This is a genomic window from Nitrosococcus watsonii C-113 (assembly GCF_000143085.1).
GTDB lineage: Bacteria > Pseudomonadota > Gammaproteobacteria > Nitrosococcales > Nitrosococcaceae > Nitrosococcus > Nitrosococcus watsonii.
On record NC_014315.1, the window covers coordinates 881,282 to 903,633 of the forward strand.

Annotated in this window: 22 protein-coding genes; 6 read left to right on the plus strand and 16 right to left on the minus strand. The window is 50.1% G+C overall.

What is annotated here, in order from left to right:
• Positions 1 to 96 precede the first annotated feature (96 nt).
• Entirely contained in the window at positions 97 to 1,107 is a 1,011-nt protein-coding gene (locus NWAT_RS04180) for an Lnb N-terminal periplasmic domain-containing protein (protein WP_013219899.1), read from the plus strand.
• 134 nt (positions 1,108 to 1,241) lie between these two features.
• Complete coding sequence (locus tag NWAT_RS04185; RefSeq protein ID WP_013219900.1) at positions 1,242 to 1,664, plus strand: cysteine rich repeat-containing protein; 423 nt, start codon at positions 1,242 to 1,244, stop codon at positions 1,662 to 1,664.
• Between the two features lie 186 nt (positions 1,665 to 1,850).
• On the opposite strand, the gene NWAT_RS04190 is transcribed toward NWAT_RS04185, so the two are convergent.
• On the minus strand, positions 1,851 to 2,552 hold the full coding sequence (locus tag NWAT_RS04190) for a type 1 glutamine amidotransferase (protein WP_013219901.1): 702 nt from the start codon (positions 2,550 to 2,552) through the stop codon (positions 1,851 to 1,853).
• A 329-nt stretch (positions 2,553 to 2,881) separates the two neighbouring features.
• Here NWAT_RS04190 and NWAT_RS04195 point away from each other — a divergent pair, with 329 nt between their 5' ends.
• On the plus strand, positions 2,882 to 4,504 hold the full coding sequence (locus NWAT_RS04195) for a BCCT family transporter (RefSeq protein ID WP_013219902.1): 1,623 nt from the start codon (positions 2,882 to 2,884) through the stop codon (positions 4,502 to 4,504).
• Between the two features lie 59 nt (positions 4,505 to 4,563).
• Here NWAT_RS04195 and sugE read toward each other — a convergent pair whose 3' ends face one another.
• The 3 genes from sugE to NWAT_RS04210 all read right to left on the minus strand — a co-directional run bounded on the left by sugE (position 4,564) and on the right by NWAT_RS04210 (position 6,553).
• Positions 4,564 to 4,884 carry a quaternary ammonium compound efflux SMR transporter SugE gene (gene sugE, locus NWAT_RS04200; protein WP_013219903.1) on the minus strand — a complete coding sequence of 107 codons (321 nt, stop codon included), beginning with the start codon at positions 4,882 to 4,884 and terminating at the stop codon, positions 4,564 to 4,566.
• A 204-nt stretch (positions 4,885 to 5,088) separates the two neighbouring features.
• On the minus strand, positions 5,089 to 5,832 hold the full coding sequence (locus NWAT_RS04205; RefSeq protein ID WP_013219904.1) for a TerC family protein: 744 nt from the start codon (positions 5,830 to 5,832) through the stop codon (positions 5,089 to 5,091).
• Positions 5,833 to 6,286: 454 nt separating this feature from the next.
• Positions 6,287 to 6,553 (minus strand): hypothetical protein, encoded by a 267-nt coding sequence (locus NWAT_RS04210; RefSeq protein WP_013219905.1) that lies wholly within the window; start codon positions 6,551 to 6,553, stop codon positions 6,287 to 6,289.
• Positions 6,554 to 6,734: 181 nt separating this feature from the next.
• On the opposite strand from NWAT_RS04210, the gene NWAT_RS04215 reads away from it, so the two are divergent.
• Positions 6,735 to 7,430 carry a class I SAM-dependent methyltransferase gene (locus tag NWAT_RS04215; RefSeq protein WP_013219906.1) on the plus strand — a complete coding sequence of 232 codons (696 nt, stop codon included), beginning with the start codon at positions 6,735 to 6,737 and terminating at the stop codon, positions 7,428 to 7,430.
• A 12-nt stretch (positions 7,431 to 7,442) separates the two neighbouring features.
• Here NWAT_RS04215 and NWAT_RS04220 read toward each other — a convergent pair whose 3' ends face one another.
• Entirely contained in the window at positions 7,443 to 8,462 is a 1,020-nt protein-coding gene (locus NWAT_RS04220; protein WP_013219907.1) for a polyprenyl synthetase family protein, read from the minus strand.
• Positions 8,463 to 8,472: 10 nt separating this feature from the next.
• Positions 8,473 to 9,201 carry a UbiA prenyltransferase family protein gene (locus tag NWAT_RS04225; protein ID WP_013219908.1) on the minus strand — a complete coding sequence of 243 codons (729 nt, stop codon included), beginning with the start codon at positions 9,199 to 9,201 and terminating at the stop codon, positions 8,473 to 8,475.
• Positions 9,202 to 9,367: 166 nt separating this feature from the next.
• Here NWAT_RS04225 and NWAT_RS04230 point away from each other — a divergent pair, with 166 nt between their 5' ends.
• The gene (locus tag NWAT_RS04230; protein ID WP_013219909.1) at positions 9,368 to 12,946 is read left to right on the plus strand and encodes a DUF1631 family protein; all 3,579 of its coding nucleotides are present in this window, start codon (positions 9,368 to 9,370) and stop codon (positions 12,944 to 12,946) included.
• A gap of 95 nt (positions 12,947 to 13,041) precedes the next feature.
• Here the strand turns inward: NWAT_RS04230 and NWAT_RS04235 are convergent, their stop codons facing one another.
• Positions 13,042 to 13,830, minus strand: coding sequence for a DUF1499 domain-containing protein (locus NWAT_RS04235; RefSeq protein ID WP_013219910.1), 789 nt, complete (start codon positions 13,828 to 13,830; stop codon positions 13,042 to 13,044).
• A 108-nt stretch (positions 13,831 to 13,938) separates the two neighbouring features.
• On the opposite strand from NWAT_RS04235, the gene NWAT_RS04240 reads away from it, so the two are divergent.
• Entirely contained in the window at positions 13,939 to 14,670 is a 732-nt protein-coding gene (locus NWAT_RS04240) for a metal-dependent hydrolase (protein ID WP_013219911.1), read from the plus strand.
• On the opposite strand, the gene NWAT_RS04245 is transcribed toward NWAT_RS04240, so the two are convergent.
• From NWAT_RS04245 to NWAT_RS04285, 9 genes are all read right to left on the minus strand, one after another.
• Positions 14,642 to 14,983 carry a 4a-hydroxytetrahydrobiopterin dehydratase gene (locus NWAT_RS04245; RefSeq protein WP_013219912.1) on the minus strand — a complete coding sequence of 114 codons (342 nt, stop codon included), beginning with the start codon at positions 14,981 to 14,983 and terminating at the stop codon, positions 14,642 to 14,644. The two genes, NWAT_RS04240 and NWAT_RS04245, sit on opposite strands and share 29 nt — an antisense overlap.
• A gap of 180 nt (positions 14,984 to 15,163) precedes the next feature.
• A complete protein-coding gene (locus NWAT_RS04250) occupies positions 15,164 to 16,435 on the minus strand; it encodes a BatD family protein (protein ID WP_013219913.1) in 1,272 nt (423 codons plus the stop codon).
• Complete coding sequence (locus NWAT_RS04255; protein WP_041350471.1) at positions 16,432 to 17,019, minus strand: tetratricopeptide repeat protein; 588 nt, start codon at positions 17,017 to 17,019, stop codon at positions 16,432 to 16,434. Before NWAT_RS04255 ends, NWAT_RS04250 begins: the two co-directional genes overlap by 4 nt.
• Positions 17,016 to 17,951 carry a vWA domain-containing protein gene (locus NWAT_RS04260; protein WP_041350473.1) on the minus strand — a complete coding sequence of 312 codons (936 nt, stop codon included), beginning with the start codon at positions 17,949 to 17,951 and terminating at the stop codon, positions 17,016 to 17,018. Before NWAT_RS04260 ends, NWAT_RS04255 begins: the two co-directional genes overlap by 4 nt.
• Entirely contained in the window at positions 17,948 to 18,985 is a 1,038-nt protein-coding gene (locus NWAT_RS04265) for a VWA domain-containing protein (RefSeq protein WP_013219914.1), read from the minus strand. The genes NWAT_RS04260 and NWAT_RS04265 overlap by 4 nt, the downstream gene beginning before the upstream one ends.
• A 19-nt stretch (positions 18,986 to 19,004) precedes the next feature.
• Positions 19,005 to 19,469, minus strand: a complete 465-nt coding sequence (locus NWAT_RS04270) for a DUF4381 domain-containing protein (RefSeq protein WP_013219915.1) — start codon at positions 19,467 to 19,469, stop codon at positions 19,005 to 19,007.
• A gap of 6 nt (positions 19,470 to 19,475) precedes the next feature.
• A complete protein-coding gene (locus NWAT_RS04275; RefSeq protein ID WP_013219916.1) occupies positions 19,476 to 20,390 on the minus strand; it encodes a DUF58 domain-containing protein in 915 nt (304 codons plus the stop codon).
• Between the two features lie 9 nt (positions 20,391 to 20,399).
• On the minus strand, positions 20,400 to 21,320 hold the full coding sequence (locus NWAT_RS04280) for an AAA family ATPase (RefSeq protein ID WP_232420205.1): 921 nt from the start codon (positions 21,318 to 21,320) through the stop codon (positions 20,400 to 20,402).
• A 117-nt stretch (positions 21,321 to 21,437) separates the two neighbouring features.
• Positions 21,438 to 22,322, minus strand: a complete 885-nt coding sequence (locus NWAT_RS04285; protein ID WP_013219918.1) for a polyphosphate kinase 2 family protein — start codon at positions 22,320 to 22,322, stop codon at positions 21,438 to 21,440.
• Positions 22,323 to 22,352: the final 30 nt, after the last annotated feature.

Sequence of the window (22,352 nt, forward strand, 5' to 3'; positions counted from 1 at the left end):
TAAAAAAATGTCATCTTTCAATACATGCTCTCGAGGTCAACATGCCCTTGAGGTAAGCCCGAGCAAGGGCTACATCCATGCCGAGATATATCCGCGATGAGAGCCGTTAAACAGATCTTGGCTACCCTTACCCTTGGAGCCCTATTGGGATGGATGGCTCTCGCGATATCTTATTCGCCGCTTCAACCTGAATGGTTACGGATAGGGTTGGCCGTGCTTATACCCCTTGGTGCATTGCTAGCCTTCTTCAGGATGCAATCACGCCGATGGGTGGTTGCTGGAGTTCTGGTGGTGTTCCTGATGTTCCTGGTTTGGTGGCTTGCCATTCCTCCCTCCAACGAACGGCATTGGCAACCGGATGTTGCCGTGTTGGCCTTTGCTGAATTTCATGGCGATCAAGTTACCGTCCACAATGTCCGCAACAACCAATACCGTACTGAAACCGATTACACCGTTCGGTTTAAAGATCAGATTTTGGACCTTGCCCAGCTACGTTCACTGGACCTTTTTGTTTCCTATTGGGGGTCGCCGCTCATCGCTCATACTATTTTGAGCTGGGGTTTTGATGGGGATCAATACCTGGCTATCTCAATCGAAACCCGCAAGGAGATGGACGAGCAGTACTCGGCGATAAAAGGCTTCTTCAAGCAGTATGAACTTATCTATGTGGTTGCCGATGAACGCGACCTAGTGGGGCTTCGCACTAACTACCGGGACGAGGATGTGTATCTCTATCGCCTCCAGGTGTCTCCGGACACTGCCCGGCAGTTACTTATCAGCTATCTGCAGACTATCAACCAGCTCCGTGAGTCCCCGGAATGGTATAACGCGCTTACTCAGAACTGCACTACCGCTGTTCGTGGACACGTCTTGCCCCACGCACGGCACGCTTGGTGGAGCTGGAGGCTCTTGCTGAATGGTTATATCGGTGAACTTGCTTATGATCTTGGTGTTGTGGGCCAGTCACTACCCTTTCCCGTCCTCAAGGCCCAGAGCCGCATCAACGAGCAAGCAAAGGGAGCCGCTCATGATCCCAGCTTTTCGGTACGAATCCGGGAAGGGTTGCCCAACATGGATAATTCAAACTTTGAAGGAGATGCAATGTAGGGCTAAAGTCCTATAGCTTTAAGCACGTTTTTCAGATAATTATTGTTGCGCGTATAGAGGTTCTCCTCTAGTGGGAACCGCCTTGGAATCAGGACGGGAATGACTAAATCACCGTTAACAATCAGGAGATTACAATGAAAAAGGTAAAAAGCTTTATCGTTATGGGGGCGCTTGCTTTGGCTGTAACCAATGCCTGGGGCGCTGAGCACGCTGAAAATGTTATTGATTCTATGAGAAAAGGCTGCGATAAAGAGCTTAAAAGTTACTGTAGTGAAGTAACGCCTGGCGAAGGCCGCATACTGGCTTGCCTTTATGCCTATGGAGACAAGCTCTCCGGCCGTTGCGAATACGCGCTATACGATGGCGCAGCTCAGCTTCAGCGGGCAATCGGAGCGCTAAATTACGTGGCTAATGAGTGCAAGGCCGACCTAAAGGAACATTGCGCGGATATCCAACCTGGCGAGGGACGGTTGGCGGCATGTATGAAGGAAAATAAAAAGCACCTTAGCCCACGATGCCAGCAGGCCGTAAAGGATGTTGGATTAGAAGTAAAGTAAGCATCTAAGCAAAACTTCGAGGTATTGGAGCTGTGCGGGGTGGGTAGTGTGGAGGGCGAGGGGATAGGGAAGTCCCCAGACCGATTCGCCGGGAGGATGCGGCGCCCTTTATTTTGGGAAGAAAAGAGGCTTACTAAACGCCATTCCCCCGCTCCACTTTACTCTTATTGTTTTATACGGCAGGATTTAAGAATCAGTTTGACGGAAAAGCCTGTCTAAAATACCCTTCATAGCGTCATTGACCTTTCTGAAATCTTCCTTCTGGGAGAGCATCTCTTCTGGTTGCTGGATATATCTGCCCTTTATAAGTTCATTTCCACAATGTGCGATGATTTGTTGCACATTTTCTAATCCGACTTCAAGGTGAAACTGTAAAGCTAACACCTTCTTATTATAAATAAATCCCTGGTTATGACAGGCTTCGTTTTGGGCTAATCGGATAGCGCCCGATGGTAATTCAAAAGTATCCCCATGCCAATGAAAAACTCTGAACTCCCGAGGTAAGAAGCCAAGCAAGGATGAAGCACGGGCTTCCGCCGTGAATTCGACGGGAAACCAGCCAATCTCTTTATATCGATTTTGAAATATTTTTGCGCCTAGCGCATCGGCAATTAATTGAGCGCCTAGACAAATCCCAATCACAACTTTATCCTCTTTAATAGCTTGTTCAATAAACTGCTTTTCCTGTACTAGCCAGGGGTAGGTTGTTTCTTCGTAAATATTCATGGGACCGCCTATCACTACTAGCCAATCAATTGTTTTGATGTCAGGTAGAGGATCGCCACAATAAAATTGGGTAGCCGATAATGAATGGTGATGAGCTCTTGCCCATTTTTCAATATTGGCGGGCTTCTCGAAGGGTACATGTTGAAAGTAATGAATGTGCATTGCTTTATTTTTTTTTGAAAAATAACAATACGCTCTACTATAAAATTATTCTTTATTCTCTATTTAAAGCCGAAATAATTGCTACATTCCGGGCGAGTATAGGCTAGTTAAATATAGCATCTTTGATCCCGTCTTATGTTGTACTATGTCCACAGTCGCTTGATTGTGTTGAGAAGCAAAAATTAAGCTGCTTGTATAATACCGGACCTAAATGGTAGGTAGAAAGTCAATTAATTTTGAGAAACTGATGCTTGCTTGCGGGTCACGGGCAATCATAGTCCCTGGCTGGAACGCATGGCACTAGAGGAGTCTAAAAAATCGATCAACCGATGTTAGTAAATCAACGACCGGGCTGGGTTTTTTATATTGCACTCCTGATCCTGGCAATTTTTGTGCTTGCGGGAATATTTTGGCCTGGTGGGCTATCACTATGGGCTCAAGGCGCATTGCATTTCACCACCCAGCATTTTGGCTGGTTGTATTTATTTGTTACGACCGGTTTTTTGGTATTTTGCGTGGGAGTAGCCATCAGTGATCATGGCAAGTTAAGGCTTGGGGCCCCAGGAGAAAAGCCGGAATTTTCTTTCCCTACCTGGCTGGGTATGATTTTCTCCGCTGGTATGGGGGTAGGGTTAGTATTTTGGGGAGTGGCTGAGCCCATGACCCACTACGTGGATCCACCCTTGCACCGGGCGCCGGCACGGACGCCAGAGGCTGCTAGTTTGGGGCTGCGCTACTCCCTTTTTCACTGGGGGTTTCATCAGTGGGCCAATTTTGCCGTCGTGGGGCTGGCTATTGCCTATGTTCGCTTCCGTTGTTCCCGGGGCGCCCTAATTAGCGAGGCTTTTCGCGACAGTCTCGGCAGCCGGGTTGAAGGACCTTTAGGTAAGGCTATCGATATACTGGCAGTAGTCTCTACCGTGTTTGGTGTAGCCACCACAGTGGGGATGGGAGTTATTCAGATCAACAGCGGCCTTGCCACGGTTTCTGATCTGGCATTTGGCGTCCCTCAACAATTGGCGATTCTTGCCGGTATAGCCGTAGTGTTCCTGCTGAGCGCTTTGACTCCCCTAGAAAAAGGGGTGCGTTATGTCAGTGATTTGAATATGCTGCTGGCGGCCGGGCTATTATTATTCGTTTTTTTTGCCGGCCCTACTGACTTCATTACCGCCGCTATGACCAATTCTATCGGTGAGTATTTTGCCAATTTAATTGGCATGAGTTTGGTCATGACACCTTATACCGGCGAGGATTGGGTAGAACGCTGGACTATTTTCTATTGGGCCTGGGGGCTTTCCTGGGCGCCTTTTGTCGGCAGTTTTATCGCGAGGATTTCCCGGGGACGAACGATCCGCGAGTTTGTTTTCGGCGTCATCGGCACCCCCGTGCTATTAAGTTCTCTGTGGTTTGCTACTTTTGGCGGCAGTGCTCTTTATTACGAAATGTTTGAGGGTGCGGCCATCAGCACAGCGGTGGTTAATGAACTCAGTTCTGCTCTCTTCGTTATGCTTGATCAGCTACCCGGTGCCAGTGTAGTGAATATGCTTACTGTGGTATTAGTGGTACTTTTCGTTATTACTTCGGCTAATTCCGCCACCTTCGTGTTGGGTATGTTCACCAGCAAGGGCGTGTTGGAACCCCGGCGGCTGGTGCGTGTCGCATGGGGCGTTATTCAGGTATTAGTGGCGGGTGTGTTGTTACTTAGCGGTGGGCTGGAGGCACTGCAAACGATTTCCATCATCGCCGCTTTTCCCTTTATGATACTGATGGTTTTTATGGCCGCATCGCTGCTGCGCTCCTTACAGAACGAGCGGCGTAAAATCGAGCGTCAAAATTTGGCGCTACGCGTGGCTGTTGAGAAGTTATTGGCGGCTGAGGCGACTGGGAGAATCACTTCAGACGGCTGTAAGGATAAAGAAACAGATATAGAGAGTAAGCGGTCAGAGGAATAATAAGCCAATCAGGTGAAAAATGTATTGCCGAGTCAATCGTGTTTTATATTGACTTGAATCTAATCAGATGAGGTAAGTTTCAATCCAATAATGCCGGCCACAATCAGCGTGATACATGCTAAGCGAGGTAGCGTAGCCGATTCCGAGAAAAGAATAATCCCCAAGACAGCCGTGCCAGCAACGCCGATTCCTGTCCATATAGCGTATCCCGTGCCTATAGGAATAACTTTTAATGCTTGGGAAAGAAAATAAAAGCTAGCGATCATCGCTACAACAGTAAAAACACTTGGCCAAAACCTGGTGAAACCCATGGTATATTTTAGCCCAATGGCCCAGACGATTTCTAGCAATCCAGCGACTACAAGATGAGTCCACCCCATCTATTTTTCCTTTTCTATGAATAGAATTTTACGAGATTTCGCTCGTCTCGGCTGAATCATAATTTTGCCCAGATGTCATTTATGATGACTGCTTCTAGCCATCCTATTGGATCAATCAAGTATTTCATTTGTCATTGGAGCCAGAAGTTATTCGACAGTCCTAAACAGCATTATTCTTTGAGTATTGCCTAATATCAATCTGTTTTACAATCGTTTATAGAGTTTAACCGGAGATCTAGCTGTTTGTCGTTTTTTCCTGAGACGCAAGTTGAGCATTTCCACTGCTACGGAGAAAGCCATGGAAAAGTAAATATATCCTTTTGGGATATGCAGCTCGAAGCCTTCAGCAATCAGGGTGACCCCGATTAATACCAAGAAGCTTAAGGCAAGCATTTTTATAGTAGGATGAGTGTCCACAAACTCCCCGATGGATTTGGAAGCAATCATCATGATAATAACCGCGATAACGATGGCAATGACCATGACGGGAATTTGGCTTACCATTCCAATAGCTGTGATCACCGAATCGAGGGAAAACACAATGTCCAAAACGGCGATCTGAGCGAGAATTACCCCGAAGCTTACCGCTTGCGAGCTTTGAGTGTGCTCTTCTGTTCCTTCAAGGCTATTATGGATTTCAATAGTACTTTTTGCCAATAAGAAAAGTCCGCCACCAATGAGAATAATCTCTCGCCCTGTTATTTCTTCTCCAAATATTGAAAAAAGAGGAGTTGTAAGGCGCATGACCCAGGCAAGGGATAGTAGTAGGGCAATACGCATACCCATTGCCAGCGATAGGCCAGTGATCCTTGCTCTGTCCCGTTGCTGAAGAGGTAATCGGGAAACAAGTATAGAAATAAAAATGATATTGTCTATACCAAGTACAACTTCAAGCGCAGTAAGCGTTGCCAATGCTATCCATGCTTGGGGATCAGCAATCCACTCCATAGTATTTTTGCTACCTTTATTATTAGGTCATATGATGAATTTTTCTTGAATATTCCGTCGCCGGTGGACAGGGAGAGCGCTCGCCGGTTCTAATGGGTGCTTATTTCCACTAGCCTCTCTCTGAAACGGGAGTTTCTAGTTATGGTTTCGAATGTTTCCACAGCTATTGCTCGTTTGATTGGACGGAGTTTTTATTTCCATAGGTTATGGTTTTCAGTGTGAAAGTCTAACCTAGGTTTTTACCATTTGGTTTTAAATTTGATAGTCTTTGATTACCCACGGTTGTTATATGGAAAATCTCATTTCGGAATACTAGGTGATGCAGCTTAAATTAAAAGCCGTACCTTACCTGCTATTATTTCTGCATTGACTAAAAGTAAAAGCTTACTGTGGCTGCTAGCTTTTTTAAGTTAATATAGAGCTAGCAGCTTTCACTTGGGAGAGAAAGTAGGATTTATTCCAAGTGTTTTTTTAGGCGTTTATATCCGCTTTCTATTTCTTCGGCAATAGAGCCTAAGGAAGTGAAAATCTTTTTTGAACTCTCAATCGTCTCATCTCGGATTGTATCCAGCGTAGGCTTTAATTTATCCCATTTCTTTTCTACTTCCTCCCATTCTTCCTGGGCCTCAAGCTTTGCTAGATGCATTTGCACGCGTAATTCATCACGTTGCCGCTTGAGGTTATCTAGTAACTCTTCGAAAGTGTCTTTATCGTGCTCCATAATATTTTCCTCTATACTTAATTTACTAAATAAATTTTGGCATTTAAATCTTTTCCTATCAAGGAAAAGTAACCACAGTTGCATCTATCTAAATATTATAGTGCATGGACAGAAATTAGACCTAAGCTGGTAGAGCACTAGGCGCAACGACTGGAGATTATGGTTTGTCAGGAATAATATAATGAAACAGCTCGATCCAAAATTGTTACTAGTCCAGCGGTTTTTTGCTGGCACCGGTAAGAGCTATGATTTTATGGTTAATCTTGCGACCCTTGGCATCGATCGTCTTTGGAAACGCAGGATGGTTAATCTTATGCCGCCTAACCCTAGTCGTATCCTGGACCTGGCTTGCGGGACGGGTATTTCCACGTTAGCGATTGCTAGCCGTTATCCAAACTGTCAAGTAGTTGGCGTAGAGCTGCGAGAGGAGTATCTGGAGATTGCGCGTCAAAAAATTCAAAAATTAGGATTAAAAAACATTGAGTTGGTGTTAAGCCGGGCAGAAGATTATCACTCGAAAGAACCTTTTGATTGCGTCAACTCTTCCTACCTGGCTAAGTACGCTGAGTTAAGAGTCCTTACCCATAGCACCAAAACCATGTTGAAAGAAGGCGGTTTGCTCTTAATGCATGATTTTACTTTCCCCCCTAAACCTTACCTCGTTCGAATCTGGCGCTTTTATTTCAAGGTGCTACAAACTGTGGGTAGTCGTTTTTTTCCCGCTTGGCGGGAAATCTATTATGGTTTGCCTCAATTGATTGAAAAGAGTCCTTGGCTGGCGGAACTAGAAGAATCCCTCCAGCAAGAGGGGTTCCATCATATTCAGAAAGAGTATTTAACCCTCTATGGCTCGGCCATCGTTTCTGCCCGGAAGTGAAAAAATAGTCCATTACGCTTGAGCCTGGGTGCTGGAAGTGGTGGCGAGACGGTGCATCATGGCGGTGATTTTGGCGGGTGCCTTGCTGAGTATTTGAGTGTATGGATTGTCAGGAAAAAATTCAATGTAAGATTCCGCTTGCTTCAAGCGTAGATTGATTTCCTGCTCCATACAGTGGATGAATTTATATCCGGTACGTTGGCACCAATGCTGTAGCGTCTTTTGCCAGTAGGAGGCAGGCTGCTGGGGGAGGGTAAGTCCTGTTTGGCGGCAAAAATAGCTGAGCGCGGGAAGCAGGGGAGAAAGTTTTTCCGGGTTTTCCTGGGGTTGTCTCCACCATGCGATAAAGTCTTCAAGGTCGTCGGCAATTTGGTAGGCTTCTCCCGTCCGGGCGCCAAAAGCATAAGCTAGGGCTGAGACTTCCTGATGGGCGCCAGCCGCGATGGCCCCTAGCTGGCAGGCAGCACCGAAAAGAGCGCCTGTTTTAAGATAGATAATGTGTTCATAAAGATCTTTCTCGAGGAGTTTATGGGCTCTACTTTTCCCGGTTTTCGTTTGCCAAAAAAGTTCTTGGTAAGCGCCATTAGCCACGGTAGCAATGGCATGTGCAACCGTGGCGCCGTCTTCCTTGCTTAATTCTGCCATGCTCTGGATGGCGGTTGCGAACATGATATCTCCCAGCAGCACTGCTCTTCGTGGCCCTTCTATGGTCCAGGTTGCGGGGCGCTTGCGGCGGATGACATCCTCATCGAGGTAGTCGTCATGGATGAGCGAGGCTGCTTGAATACACTCGATGGCGACGGCTCTTGGTAAGGAATCTTCAGGTTTACCTTCTTGAGTTTGATTCATAAGGAAAACCAGGCAGCCTCGAATACGTTTACCATCCTTGATGATTTGCTGGATAGTCTCGATTTGCTGCGAACCGAGGGCAGAAAAAAGCACGGGTATTTGACGGTTCAGCTCTTGGTCAAGCCGGGTGCGAGTCTCTTTCCAGTAGCTGACAAAATCCAAGCCTTCTGTTTTTTCTGCCATGGCGTTCACTTTAGGCCCACCCACGCCAGATAGCCATGCCAGCAGCCAATAAGATGACTCCTAGGCTGATGCTCTTTAATATGCTTTCCAGCGCCTCTATTTGAGACATATCTTTCTTTTCCCTGCCCGTGGCGGGGGTTCGCTTAAGTGCTTTATAGGGGCGTGATGCCTTAATTTCCACCAGGCTTAAACAGCCCATGGCGGCGCTAATTACCAAGGCAGCTAAGGATATTTGGTTAGTTTGCAGTATATAACCCGCAAGGACCGGGAGACTTCCCCATGATAAAGCGAACCAACCATCAGTATGGAATCGACCCTTGAACCATTCTAAGTTATAAGCCAGGACAAAAAATCCTTCGGGGATGGCAATGAGCCAGAGTAAGGGCGCATGGAGAAGCATATAGTAAATGCCAATGCTATAGGCGGCGAGAAGGGAAAACGCAGCGAGGAAACGAAGTTGGCGCACCGAAAAAACATGACCCCAGGGTTTGATATGCTTGCTACCTAAGGCGTCGAGCGCATGGGCACCGATGCCTAAGGCAAGAAAGTAAATGAGCACAATAGCCATCACCCTCTCCCACTGTATTGTCGGGGCTAACATCGACCCGATGACAGTGTAGGCAAGCACCATACCGGTATAGGGGAGAAACAACAGGCCCGTCAGAACCCGGAATTTCAATGGCCCAAAGGTAGGGACGAACCACTCATGGGTGCGGTCGCCGCTATTGGTTTGAGCCATTATTATGCTCCTCTCCTATAAGGTTAAATGAAGTAAATCCTAAAATAATAAATATAGACGATGAATGAGCATGGAGCATAAGCGTATTAAAGAAGTGACTAGCAAGGGTCGATACCTATAGGGTGTTTTAAGGCCCGTCCATTAGTCAATACAGATAGAGTTTAGTATGTATACACCGCAGGAGCGTAAGCTAGATCGCCGCGCCTTTCCGCGCCAACCCGTACAGATGAATGCTTATATTAATAGCGCGCGATTAGGGCGGTGCGATGTGGAAATCCGAGATTTTTGTCTAGGCGGATTATTTTTGGTCCCTAGGGATTCACAGGCGGCTTATATTCAGTTTCGAGGGCATACGGGTGAGACGATTACTGTCCATTTCTCTTGTTCAACACCTGCCGGTCATAAGGATTTTTCGCTTAATGTCCGTATGGCGCGAGTGTCTGAAGGAGGAATAGGCGTAGCATTTTCCAAGCCTGGACCTGAGGTATTGCAAGCTCTCCACTATCTTACCGCCCAGTCACGGCGAGTTCCTCCCAAGCCAAAACCAGCTCTGAAACGAACTGAGCACCCCGATGAGCGAAAAGGCGGGCAAGGAGACAATGTGCTCATAAAAGCTTGCCGGCAGCAAGTAATCGATTTTACGCCTATAATTTTAAAGGATTTTTTTGAGCGACTGGATGATGCTTTATTTCTTTGCGCCAGAGATGCGGGAAATAATCTGGAGCAAACCTTCTATCTTGAGGCCATGGAAGAAATAAAAAGTCATCGCTCGCGGGTGGAGGAACACTGGCAAAAAAATATTTTGGCGCGACTAAGCGCTTTGGGCACTATAGGTAATGCTCCTCCTCCGCGAGAGGAGGAGATAGAAACTTCGAAGCTTTCCATGGTAGACAAGGACGAATTTGAAGATTGGTTAGCGATTGCCGAAGTCGTATCGAAAATGGAAGCTTGCTATGCTGATCCATTATTTGAGCTTGAGAAACGCTTTAGCCGCCTCGCGGGGGAGATCCTTGATAAAGAGAATAACCCCGTGGGGCCAAGGGCTATTTGCCGAGCACTGCAAGAAGCAATGCGGGATCTAGAGATAAGCCGTTATATCAAGCAGCGTATCTACAAGGTATTCAAGGAGACGGCTGACGATAAATTAAGCCTATTGTATGATAACTTGAATGAGCTATTAAGAGGGGGAGGTATCTTGCCATCCCTAGAACGGAAATTTGCTGCTTCCCAGAGGCAGAGCACTCCAAAGAAAGCCCCACCGTTTAGCGAAGAGTTGTCAGTTCAAGCCAACGGAGCTACTTCTTCTTCAATGCCTGATAAACAGGAAACCCTGTTAGGCAGCCCTGCCTCCTTATCCCCTTCTCCTGTCCCGAAACCGGAGGTCCATGCTTTTGATCGTCCGCAACAAGCTGGTTCTACTATAGCTGCGGCTGAAGCTTACCGGGTGACTCGTGAATTACTGGGTTTATATAAATTAGGTGGACGGCGCCCAAGAGGAGGAGAACCTTCGGGAAAGGCTGCCGCTAGCCCATTAAAGGCGAATAAGACATTCGCAAATTCCAGCATGGCTAGCGTTAACGAGGATCGAATTGCTAAGCGGATGGCGCGTCTTCTACCAGAAATCGTGCAGCAGGAAGGTGCTGTTTATAATGATCGCAGCAGCGCCGAAGCCTGCGAGCTTATGGAGATTACGGGTAGCCTGCTGGTATCTATCCTAGAGGATAGTGTTCTGTCGGAGAATACGAAGAGTTGGATCGAGCAGTTGGAAGTCCCCTTACTGCGGCTCGCGGTCCTTGATAAAGCTTTTCTGCATTTGGAAAACCATCCTGCAAGACAGCTTCTTAATCTATTAGCACAGCTTGAAATGCCTCCAAGCGAGGAGCGCGATGACACCGATGCACAATTTGAGGACAATATTGATCATTTAGTGAAATATATTGTTCGCGATTTTGATCAGGATGTTGCTATCTTTAACCGGGTTCTAAATGAGCTTAAGCATTTGGTTGAGCAGCGAACCCGGTCTATTTCTAGCAATATTGCTCAAGTCGTTGAGAGCTACAAAGCACAGCAAGAATTAAAAAAAAAGAGGCGGATGATCGCCGAAAAGCAGCTAGAAGCCGGGGGGGATGGTATCAGCGATAGCCGTTGGGACGATCGCGTGCCGAATAGAGAGCAGGATCCGGAAGAGTGGGTAAAACGAGCTAAGCAGCTACCTCTCCATTGCTGGGTGCAATTTGCTGATGACCAAGGTCACCCACGGCGTTTGCAGCTAGTGTGGGTTGCCGAAGATTGTACTACCTTCGTCTTTGTGGACTCTAAAGGCAGAAAGGCGGCCACTTTGAGTCTCAATGAAGTTGCAATGCAGCTCCGCCGGGGAACAGCCACAGTACTGGAAGATGCCAATATGCCTCTTTTGGATCGGGCGCAATACGCGGTTCTGCAAAAGTTCCATAGCCATATTGCTTATGAGGCGACCCACGATCCCTTGACCGGATTGGTTAACCGCAAGGAATTTGAGCAGCGGGCAAACCGGGCTCTAGCCAAGGCTAAGCATGAAGTTCAATCCTATGTCTTGCTCTATTTGGATCTAGATCAGTTCAAAATTATCAACAGCACGTGTGGTTATGAAGCGGGGGATGCGTTATTAAAAGAAATAGCCAACTTACTAACGGAATGCTTGCCTGATGAAGGAATTTTGGCTCGGTTAGGGGATAATCAATTTGGGGTATTGCTAAATCAATGTCCCCAAGATGAAGGCTACGAGATTGCGGAGCGGCAACGAATTGCCATTGATAGTCATCGGTTAGTCTGGAATAACAAGCGTCTATCAGTGGCTGTCAGTATTGGCCTGGTTTCTATATCAGAGCAGAACTGCGATGCGGCTGTATTGCTGCAACGGGCGGAGGCGGCCTGCATGGAAGCAAAGGAGGCGGGAGGAAATCGTATTCAGGCTTGCGAGTTTGATGATGAGGAATTTAGGCGTCGTCATGGCATGGTAGAGTGGGTTGCGAGAATCGATGAAGTATTGGAGGATGGTCGGTTACAGCTATGGTGTCAGCGAATTACGCCTATTGCGGGCTGTCCGGAAATGGTGCCCCATTATGAGATCCTACTACGTCTCCGGGACCAGGATGGGCGGTGGATCGCTGCTGGTGAGCTTATTCAGATGGCAGAGTTCTATCATCGGATGATGGCTATCGATCAATGGGTAATCCAGTCCGCTTTTCGGTGGATGGCTGATCACAAGGAGAGGCTAGAGCAGCTTGGAGGGATGGCGATCAACCTTTCGGGCCAGTCCTTGAATGATAGGCGGTTAGTGACCTTCATAAAACGTGAATTTGCCAGAACCGGCGTGCCTCCCCAGCGAGTTTGCTTTGAAATTACGGAAACCGCTGGCGTTGCTAATCTCTCTCATACCGCCCAGCTGATTAGGGCGGTGAAAGACTTAGGTTGCCACTTTTCGCTGGATGATTTTGGCAGCGGTTTGTCGTCCTATTCGTATTTGAAAAATCTTCCCGTGGATTATCTTAAGATTGATGGAGCATTCGTGAAAGATATTGCTACCAGCTCTAGTGATTATGCGGTAGTCAAATCTATTAATGAAATTGGTCACTTTATGGGCAAGAAGGTGATTGCTGAATTTGTGGAAAGCAAGGCTATCTTGGCAAAACTTCAAGAAATTGGCGTTGATTTCGCGCAAGGATATGGTATAGAGCCGCCCCAAATCTTAAGTGCAATGGAGTAAAGGGCTAACTATAGTTCCATTTAACCTTTAGGACTCTATGTGACATAGATTTTTGTTCTTTATCCCATCATTGATTGATATTTATTGGTGAGTGTTCATGTCGCGCGCTTTTTTAGCGCTGCTAAAAAGGTGCGAATCCGGCGCGCATTGGTGCCTACATCGCTGCGCCCTACCCGTGATACGGAACGGATATCCACTCTAGAACCGTCATCAGAAGGCGTGATGCGAACAACAATATCATCGCTAAAACCAAACCAGAGAGTTGTATCCGTAGCTTCGAGGCGGATGCCGTCCTTTTTCGTTTCCCGAGATTCGACCGCTATTACCTTCCACCCCAGGCCGCGGGCGATGGCCAATGCTTCATCCAATGTGGTCTTAGGGCTGAGGGGCAAATGGAGAGGTTTAATATCCGGGTAGGCTTTTTGTTGCTGGGCAGCAATGCTGGGGCCACCGTAGCGGGAGGGGTTAGGAGCCTCGGCACGCACGGGAAGGAGTACTGAAAAGGCAGGCGGATTTTCGGTATCGGTCGTGATATCGTGGATGGGAGGTACCGACCGCGCCATCAACAGCCAATAGAGCGGGATTGACACCAGGGTTAAACTGAGTACCAGACCAAGCAAGGCATGCCAGATGCCTCGCCGTTTTCGCTGTGGTCGCGTGCGGAAAACGCCCCACAATGATAATACAATAGCGACTAATGCACCAAAGGTAGCCCAGCGCAGAATTAAAAAGCCGGTGGTAAAGTGCCATGCCCCGAGACGATGTCCCAATCCTGACGAGACTGCTGCTAATGCGCTTAGAAAAGCAATCGTGATACCTAGGAAAGCAACCCAGTCAAGGGGCTGTTGAGGGGAGTGGTGACTATTAAGAGGATCTTTTTTCATTGAATGATGACTCGCTATGGCTAGAGAGCAATTGGATAAAATCTACCTTTGGGGGAATGTAACTATAGCATTAGCTTGCCTGCGCTTGTCTAGCTGAGTCCATAAACGGTGGCAGACTTTAATACGCATATAGTGGGTGCGGCAGCGGTAAGCGGTACAGGGACTACCATGCTGATGATGACGCATACTTTTCCGTCCCAGGCGTTGGCGGGCTTTTTTATTTTAGGTGTGATAGGGGGAATCCTGCCTGACATCGATTCCGAGAGTTCCGTCCCCATTCGCTGGGCATTTAATGGGCTAGGAATCATAACGGGTTTCTTCTTGGTTTTATACTTTGGCGCTCATTATTCTCTTGTCGAATTGGTTCTATTATGGGGCGCTTCTTTTGTATTCATTCGCTACGGCGTATTTTCATTGTTTACCAAACTAACTGTTCACCGGGGGCTTGTTCATTCCATTCCCGCGGCGCTGTTTTTTTTCTTAGGGACGGTGGTGCTTGCGGCGCGAGTATTTGAAGTGGCGGTGCTCACTGCTTGGCTTTGTGGCGCTTTTGTATTGTTAGGTTTTTTGACTCATTTAATCTTAGATGAGCTGTATAGCGTCGATCTGAAAGGGGTACGCATAAAACGCTCTTTTGGTACGGCACTGAGTTTAGGGAGTTTCCGAACTCCCCTAAAAACAGTGTTACTCTATCTGCTAACGGGGGCTATGTATTATTTAGCTCCCCCCGCAGATAGTTTTTTGGCATTTATCTTCAATTCTCGATTACATCAGTTACTGGTTGAACGGTTACTGCCCAAAGCAGAGTGGTTCAGTGTTTCAGCAATTGATCTGTTTTAGCCGCCATGATGAAATCATTTTTATGCAGTCCTTTTATTTTATGGGACCACCAAGTCACGGTGACTTGGCCATATTCCGTTAAAATAGCGGGATGATGTCCAGCTTCTTCCGCAAGGGCGCCGGTTTTATTGGTAAAGTCCAAGGCTTCAGCAAAATTACCAAATTTAAAAACTCGTCGTAGACGGCGAACTGCGTCTTGTTCAATGATCTCCCAGTCAGGAACTTGAGGATGGAGTTCTCTAATTTCAGCTTCACTCACTCGTGGCGCTTCTGGACGACAGGCTTCGCATTGCATGGTGGATAAATCTTCCATTGCTCCTCCTTATTAATAGTGATTGTACCTCTAGCCTTGTGCTTATCCCGAGTTTGGGCCAGCATGAACTCAAAGTATAGACGATGAATCTCAACAGGAAGAATCTAGATCAGAAAAAGTGCTAAGTATCTCGCGCCTGTTAAACGGATTTGTTTTATTTATTGCCTGCGGGTGGCGATTTCATGGCTTGGGATTAAGTAAGGGAAGATCGGCTGGTCGCGACGACGGTGATGAGGAGTTTCTATTAAGCTGTTCACGAAAAGCTTGCGCCAATTCTTTTCCTCGCCAGGCTGCACGATTTGTGGGTCCGTAGAGATAATCTTGAAGCTCAATGGCCGCGGCATGAAGCCGGGGTGAGAGTTTAGATTTTAGCGGCTGAGTGTTTTGCCATGTAAGCCACGCAGCTTCAGCCTCTACGGCATTGTCGCGACGGCTTGCGTTTAGTAGTTTCCGGGCGGCAACGCGCTTAGGCGGATTGAGTGATCGCCAGATCTCCCGCAACCAGTTGTCAACACGGCAGTGTTGCCAAGCGACGACGGCGCAAACGAGCACAGCCAGCAATAATAACCAGGTAGCCCAGCGATAATTTCGCTGAGAGGATTGAGCGACAGCGGAGGGCGCTGGCGAGGCAGCTACTTTAAAGGACACGGTCGGCAAAGTTGTCGAGCCGTATTGTTCTATTTTAGGATTCCACCACACATATTTGATTGCGGGTACCGATAACATGCCGGGTTGCTGTAGCACGTAGGTTACCGTGTCCCGGCGCATCCCGGTAAATTTTCCCCGCTCGGATTTGTCGGCCACTTCAGCCTTGCCAAGGTAAGTGCGAATTCCCTTGGGTGCGTTCGTCGGTGGAGGTGGCAATGCCATACCCGTCATTTGGTCGGCTTTCTGAGTAATCGTTCGACGGAAGATGTCTCCTTGCTTCGCGGGTCCGGGTTGGGGATTCCAGGATTCGGTTACTTCGATTTTATCCGCCGTCACCAGAAACCCTTCATATTCACGGCCGGGTGGCTGTTTGATTTCAAATTTTAAGGCGGGAGTTTGCCCGATGTGGTCTTTTGGGGGACCGGTGAAGCCGTCGCGATTGGCAAAGCGGACCTCGAAGCTAGGGATTTCAACTGCGCCGGTTGCCTGGGAGAATAAGGCAAATTCATGGGTTTGCACAAACCAACTCTCCCCATCAATGTCCTTGGATGAAACGATGGGATTACCCATCTTGACGATCACGGACCGTGGAACTTGCGGAATCGAAAAACTAGTCGCGCCGACAAAGGAGCCTGTAGCCTTTACTTGGACAAAGAACGGTGCCCGCTGGCCAACCCAGGCTTCCTCCTTGGGTATCCTGACCGTCACAGGGTCAACATCAGCCGTAGCAGGCCCTATGAGTAGCACCGCCGCAAGGAAAATGGCTAAATGGGACCTATCCATGAAAAACCAGGGCCAGCTCATTGCTCTTTTTCCGCCCCGTTTTGTGCTTGCTGGTAGGCAAATTTGGCTTGTAAAAAATCAGCTGCCTTGGTTTGAACCTGGCGGAGCCACACTGCTTGGATTGCGGCGTCGGACATTGCTTTGTCGCCGGCGACTTCCGTTTCTTGCCCACCGGACGGTTTGTCCTGATCAAAGACGATTTTATCAGCACCTATCTTTTGGTCTCCAGAATCTTCTCCCTTGGCTTCAATCCGCTTGGCGCGGGCTTTGGCAAGATCGCGATTCTCTAGGGCTTCTTGCCACTCGGGTCGCATTTCGAGAGCCTTATCGTAACTGTTCATCGCCTGATCGTATTGGCCGAGCATAAGCCAGGCGTTACCCTGATTGTAGTACGCTTCGGCGGATGAGACTCGGGAGAAGGCTTGTGTGGCCAGCTTGAACTCACCAGCTCGATACCAGGCGACTCCCTGCCGCATTGGGTCTTCGAATGTTTTGGCGGCTTTGGTAAAGGCTTCGCGCTGCATAAGCCTTTGTCCTTGCTGATCAGGGGTGAACCATAGCCCGATCCAGGAGAGGGCCAGCAGGGCGCTTAGGTTTCCGATCATGATTCTCCCCGGGCAGCTAGCTTTTGGCGGCGAAATGAAAAAGCCACCATCAGGGCGAGTAAAGGCGTCAGCCAGTAGCCGACTTCCTGCCAGCGACCGCTTTCCCCGGCGATAGTGGCGGCTGTGTTGCGCTCGGCAAAGTTAACGATGGCGTTGATATCCCCGTCATCAGCCGTTAGCGCCCGTACTGGGGCATTCAGCGATCGGGCGACATTGCGAAGAGTCTTTATCTCCGGCGAGTCGGCGCCAGTGAGCGCCAGCAGCTGAACAGGCGGTGATCCCACTAACCCATTGGCGGCGGCTATCGTCTGGGGATCGGTTTCCGCCGCGTCGGCAATCACCAGCAGAGATCCGCCCTCCAACCCTTCCTGCAGCAACTCGCCCGCCTTTTGGATTGCCAAATCCAACCGATCTCCCGGTACCGGCATGATTTCCGGGCTGATCTCCGCCGCCATCTGGGCCACAATGCTGGTATCTTGAGTGGGTGGGAGCACCAGATGGGCCGAGCCGGCGTAGGCCACCAAGCCTAGCGGCTGGCCTTTCCGCGCTTGGGCGAGATCTGCAATTTTCAGTTGGGCCCGCTCCAGCCGTGATGGCGAAGGAGGAAGCAACTGCATGCTTTGGCTGGCTTTTAACAGGATTATTAGTGGCTGAGCATCGGCGGCAAACGGGTTTGGCTCTGGCTTCCAGGTCGGTCCCGCAATCGCAATCGCGGCGACAATCCAGGCTCCCAGCAGCCCATAAGAAGCATAATCCCGCGAGGAGCTTTGGCCAACAGTCAATGCCTCCAGCAGATCAGAGTCCATCTGCTCGCGCCATCCCCGCAAGGGATCGGCTCGTCGCCGCCAGAACCACCATAAGGTGGCGGCCAGGGGGATCAGAAGAAGCCCGGCGGGGCGGATAAAATGAAAGCTGGACAAGGCTTCGATCATGTTTCTATTTCCAGCTTGCCGGTGATCGGATTGACGCCAATCACTTGCTTTTTTCTCAGGGTGGCGGTTATCTTGCGGCGCGCTATCGCCTCATACAGTGTGGTTGCCAGTGATAGAATCAGCGCGATCGCAAGCGGCAAATAGAAAAGATCGCGGCGAGGACGATGGCTGACCATTTTTATCTTGCGCGTCTCAATCTCATCGAGCTGATCGTAGATGCCTGCTAGGCTTGCGCGGTCGGCGGCAAAGAAATAAGAACCCCCCGTCTCAGCCGCGACCTCTCGTAGAGCCTGCTGGTCTAGTTTGTCTTCGCCCGCCGTGGTTGGATCGCCAATCGCAACCGTATGAATACGAATTTCACGCCGCGCCGCCACGCGGGCCGCTTCCACTGACGGAACCTGGCTTTTAGTATCGTTGCCGTCGGTGAGCGCAATGATGGTTTTGGCAGGTGCCTCGCTCTCGCTGAAAAGATTAACGCCCAGCCCAATGGCGTCGCCAAAGGCCGTGCGGGGACCCGCCATGCCCACTTCACACTCATCAAGTAGACGCCGTGACAGTTGTAGATCAGTTGAGAACGGTGCTTGCAGGTAAGCCGCATCTCCAAAGACAACCAAACCGACGCGATCCCCTTCACGCCGCTGAAGGAATTCGCCGAGAACTTCTTTCACCGCCGAGAGACGGTCGACTTGGACCCCAGCTTGGTTGGTGAAATCCTTTTGTTTCATGGAGCTGGAGAGATCGACCAGCAGCAGTAGATCACGGGTCGGCAGTTCCTGGGTGATGGGGGGCTCGAGCCATTGCGGGCGAGCTAATGCGCCGAGTACGAGCAGCCATAACAGACTGGGCAAAATCAAGCGCCGCGCTGGACTCGGCGGCGAACTAGAATCGCCTTTGTGGCTCATTGCGCCTGCCAGTCGATTACCGAAGGGAACCCGCACGGCAGCTTGGTTGCTTGGCCGCGCTGGCAGGATGGTCCGCAGTAGCCATGGCAGTGGCAACAGAAGGAAGATCCACAAATACTCGAATACCAACATAAGGTGATCTGATCCGGGACTACTTATCGGCTGTTTCCGGCAGCCGATGGTAACGAATCCAGCCTGCGGCATACTCTCGCAGGGCGCGAATATCTGCTGTCGCTTGGGGTTTGCGGTAAGCACTATCTTCGAGCTGTTCACTGACTTGTTTCGGCATGGGATATGGCGATCTCGCAGCCAGCCACGTCGGCCAATCCGAGCCGGTTAGTGGAGCCAAGGTCGAACGGGGCGCGATCACTAAGGCCGTCCGCCTAAGAATTTCCGAGATGGCGGCTACCGTTTGGGCCGAGTCCAGCTCCCGCAGGGCGGTTCGTCGATAGGCATTTGCCCGCCAACGAAGCCACTGCCAAATGAGCAACGCTATGACCACACCCGCGACAATTGCCAGCACCCCGTACCATCCTGGCGCCGGTGGCCACCAGGCAACCTGAGGCGGAACCACAATATCGTGTAGGCGGTCCAGGCTGGTTGCGTTATCATTCATGGTTATCTACCGGGGGCGTTTTCCAAGGAGCGTACGTACTTGTTCCGCGGCCGGCCGGGCCGTGGAGATCGGCAGCACCGGCACTTGTAAAGCGCGGAAAATATCCTTCCATTTATCGAGCCGACGCTGAAAAGCTTCTTGGAAGTCTTTCGCAAATGTCGGCCTATCGGGCACGTCCCACACCCTGCCGCGATCACTGGCCAGCATCCCCGGCGATCCGGTAAGGGAAATGCCCAAGGGATCATAAACGGCAATAACTAAAATATCATTATGGGCCGCAAGCCCCGTAGCCAGACGTTGTGTTTCGTCGTCCGCGCCGTCCAGGTCGCTGATCAACACGATGAGATGATCATGCTTGGCAACGCGAAAAGCGCCCTTCAGGGCGTGATTGAGCATTATCTTGCCACTGGCTTGATTTTCCGAGGCAAGGTGATGATTCAATCGCACGATCTCGTGAAACAGCCGCAGCACGCGGGTTTGGCTGCGATGGGGGCAAATCTCAACAAGTTCATTCTCGTTGAACACCAGGCCACCGACGCGATCGCCACTGCCAAGTGCCCGCCACGCTCCGAGCGCTGCCAGTTCCGCCGCCGCAACTGACTTCATAGCCCGCCGGCTGCCGAAGAACATCGGCAGCCGTTGGTCGACAACCAGTAAGACCGGTCGCTCACGCTCTTCAGTATAGACTCGGACCTGGGGTGAACGTAGGCGTGCTGTCGCCTTCCAGTCTATCAAGCGAATGTCATCCCCTGGGCGGTAGTGGCGTAGCTCTTCAAAAGTAAGCCCGCGCCCGCGAAGCCTGGAGGCGTGCCGTCCGGCCAGCAAGGAACCCACGGGCTGGCGAGGCAGGAGGGAATAACCGCGCGCCTCGGCCTTTAGCAAAAGCAAGTCTTCCAGCGCGATGGTAACGCGGGCGCTCATCGGGGTAGCTCACGCCGGAACGACATTCTTAAGCAACGCTTCGATCACTTCCGTCCGCGTGACGCCGGCCGCCTCGGCTTCGTAAGAGAGGTGCACGCGGTGCGCAAGGCAGGCCGGTGCAACGGCCCGAATATTGTCGGGGGAAACGAAATCCTGTCCCTGCAACCAAGCATGGGCCCGGGCGGCGGCATCCAAGGCCAGGGTCCCGCGTGGACTTGCTCCCAGGCGAATCCACTTTGGCAGGTCGCCTTCGTATTGCTGCGGGTAGCGCGTTGCAAGGACTAGATCGACGATATACCGCTCGGCGGCTTCGGCTACGTGGATAGCATTCACTTGATTTCTGGCTTCGAAGATCACGTTTTGTGGAAGGGGCGGAGTCGGCTCTGGGGATTCGCCTGATTTTTCGCCCCGGACCAGCCGGAGAATCGCCGTTTCATTCTCCCCTTCGGGATAGTCCACGCGCACGTACAGCAGAAAGCGGTCCATCTGCGCTTCGGGAAGGGGGTAGGTCCCTTCCTGCTCGATGGGATTCTGGGTCGCCAGTACCAGAAATAACCTTGGTAATTGGTGCGTTTGCCCCGCCACGGTGACCTGCCGTTCTTCCATGGCTTCCAGCAAGGCAGATTGGACCTTGGCTGGCGCCCGGTTGATTTCATCCGCTAGGATGAGATTGCCGAAGATGGGCCCCGGCTGGAATTCGAAGGTCGCGTTTTGCTCGCGATAAATCTCCGAACCCGTCACATCCGAAGGCAATAGATCGGGCGTGAACTGAATCCGGCCAAACTTGCTGTCGATGAGTTTGGAAAGAGTCTTCACGCTGCGGGTTTTCGCCGTGCCAGGAAACCCTTCCATGAGAACGTGACCATCCGCGAGCAGTGCGATGAGAAGCCGCTCTACGACCTCCTGTTGACCGATGACGGTGGCATTCATCGCTTCTGATACTGCCAGTATGAGCTTGCGTGGGTCCATATATTTCTTCGTAGGTTATGAATGAGCGAAATTATCCGCGTCAAATTTACAAAGAACAAGCTCCCTTCATCGCCACGCTTAATCTTGTAGTAATTTCTCTCGAAACTGCTGTAGCTCTTCGCGGCGCGCCGGGGTGACCTCGGGGTACCGCATATCCAGCGATTTAAGCTGCTCTAGGATAATTTGGGCGACGATTAGCCGCATGTTTTTTTTGTCGTCCGCGGGAACCACGAACCAGGGCGCCTCTTTCGTGGCGGTGGCGTTGATGGCGTCCTGATAAGCCTGCTGATAATTGTCCCAGAACTTACGTTCCCTGACATCACTTTCGGAAAATTTCCAATTTTTGTCGGGTTTATCGATTCGAGCCAGGAACCGCTTCCTTTGTTTGTCTCGCCCCAGATGTAGAAAAAATTTTAATACCCGTGTGCCGTTGTGCCAGAGGTGTTTCTCAAAATCACGGATGGAGGTATAGCGTTGTTGCCAAAGCGCCTCCAGGTCGACCGTTCGACCAGCGGGCAGCTTTTGAGTTGATCGCGCTATTTCCGGATGGACTTTGACGACCAGAACTTCTTCATAATAGGAGCGGTTGAAGATGCCAATGCGGCCGCGCTGGGGTAGTCGAATAGCCGCGCGCCAGAGAAAGTCATGGTCCAGTTCCTCAGCGCTCGGTTCCTTGAACGCCTGAACGGCAATGCCGTGGGCGTTCACGCCCGACATAATCGCCCGAATCGTTCCGTCCTTGCCAGCCGCATCCATCGCTTGAAAGACCAGCAACATGCTGTAGCGGTCGTGGGCGTACATCATCCGTTGAAGACTGTTGATCTTCTTCTGAAACGCCTTTATCAACTTATGGTAGTCCGCCTTATTTTTGTAGATATCCTTGTGCTTGGTCTCGTGTTCGTTTAGCTTGACGGCTTTTTTTCCTGTAAAGGTGAACTCATCGGTATTAATGGCGTGAGGCATCAGTTTGATCTCCCTGGGTAAGCTTTTTCT

What these genes read in the sequence shown, in the direction of transcription:
- NWAT_RS04220 (WP_013219907.1), bottom strand. Translation starts at nt 8,462, where the DNA reads ATGGCAGAAAAAACAGAAGGCTTGGATTTTGTCAGCTACTGGAAAGAG.
- NWAT_RS04285 (WP_013219918.1), bottom strand. Translation starts at nt 22,322, where the DNA reads ATGCCTCACGCCATTAATACCGATGAGTTCACCTTTACAGGAAAAAAA.
- NWAT_RS04215 (WP_013219906.1), top strand. Translation starts at nt 6,735, where the DNA reads ATGAAACAGCTCGATCCAAAATTGTTACTAGTCCAGCGGTTTTTTGCT.
- NWAT_RS04270 (WP_013219915.1), bottom strand. Translation starts at nt 19,469, where the DNA reads ATGAATGATAACGCAACCAGCCTGGACCGCCTACACGATATTGTGGTT.
- NWAT_RS04280 (WP_232420205.1), bottom strand. Translation starts at nt 21,320, where the DNA reads ATGAATGCCACCGTCATCGGTCAACAGGAGGTCGTAGAGCGGCTTCTC.
- NWAT_RS04225 (WP_013219908.1), bottom strand. Translation starts at nt 9,201, where the DNA reads ATGGCTCAAACCAATAGCGGCGACCGCACCCATGAGTGGTTCGTCCCT.
- NWAT_RS04255 (WP_041350471.1), bottom strand. Translation starts at nt 17,019, where the DNA reads ATGATCGGAAACCTAAGCGCCCTGCTGGCCCTCTCCTGGATCGGGCTA.
- NWAT_RS04210 (WP_013219905.1), bottom strand. Translation starts at nt 6,553, where the DNA reads ATGGAGCACGATAAAGACACTTTCGAAGAGTTACTAGATAACCTCAAG.
- NWAT_RS04235 (WP_013219910.1), bottom strand. Translation starts at nt 13,830, where the DNA reads ATGAAAAAAGATCCTCTTAATAGTCACCACTCCCCTCAACAGCCCCTT.
- NWAT_RS04265 (WP_013219914.1), bottom strand. Translation starts at nt 18,985, where the DNA reads ATGTTGGTATTCGAGTATTTGTGGATCTTCCTTCTGTTGCCACTGCCA.
- NWAT_RS04195 (WP_013219902.1), top strand. Translation starts at nt 2,882, where the DNA reads ATGTTAGTAAATCAACGACCGGGCTGGGTTTTTTATATTGCACTCCTG.
- sugE (WP_013219903.1), bottom strand. Translation starts at nt 4,884, where the DNA reads ATGGGGTGGACTCATCTTGTAGTCGCTGGATTGCTAGAAATCGTCTGG.
- NWAT_RS04180 (WP_013219899.1), top strand. Translation starts at nt 97, where the DNA reads ATGAGAGCCGTTAAACAGATCTTGGCTACCCTTACCCTTGGAGCCCTA.
- NWAT_RS04205 (WP_013219904.1), bottom strand. Translation starts at nt 5,832, where the DNA reads ATGGAGTGGATTGCTGATCCCCAAGCATGGATAGCATTGGCAACGCTT.
- NWAT_RS04230 (WP_013219909.1), top strand. Translation starts at nt 9,368, where the DNA reads ATGTATACACCGCAGGAGCGTAAGCTAGATCGCCGCGCCTTTCCGCGC.
- NWAT_RS04190 (WP_013219901.1), bottom strand. Translation starts at nt 2,552, where the DNA reads ATGCACATTCATTACTTTCAACATGTACCCTTCGAGAAGCCCGCCAAT.
- NWAT_RS04245 (WP_013219912.1), bottom strand. Translation starts at nt 14,983, where the DNA reads ATGGAAGATTTATCCACCATGCAATGCGAAGCCTGTCGTCCAGAAGCG.
- NWAT_RS04185 (WP_013219900.1), top strand. Translation starts at nt 1,242, where the DNA reads ATGAAAAAGGTAAAAAGCTTTATCGTTATGGGGGCGCTTGCTTTGGCT.
- NWAT_RS04275 (WP_013219916.1), bottom strand. Translation starts at nt 20,390, where the DNA reads ATGAGCGCCCGCGTTACCATCGCGCTGGAAGACTTGCTTTTGCTAAAG.
- NWAT_RS04250 (WP_013219913.1), bottom strand. Translation starts at nt 16,435, where the DNA reads ATGAGCTGGCCCTGGTTTTTCATGGATAGGTCCCATTTAGCCATTTTC.
- NWAT_RS04260 (WP_041350473.1), bottom strand. Translation starts at nt 17,951, where the DNA reads ATGATCGAAGCCTTGTCCAGCTTTCATTTTATCCGCCCCGCCGGGCTT.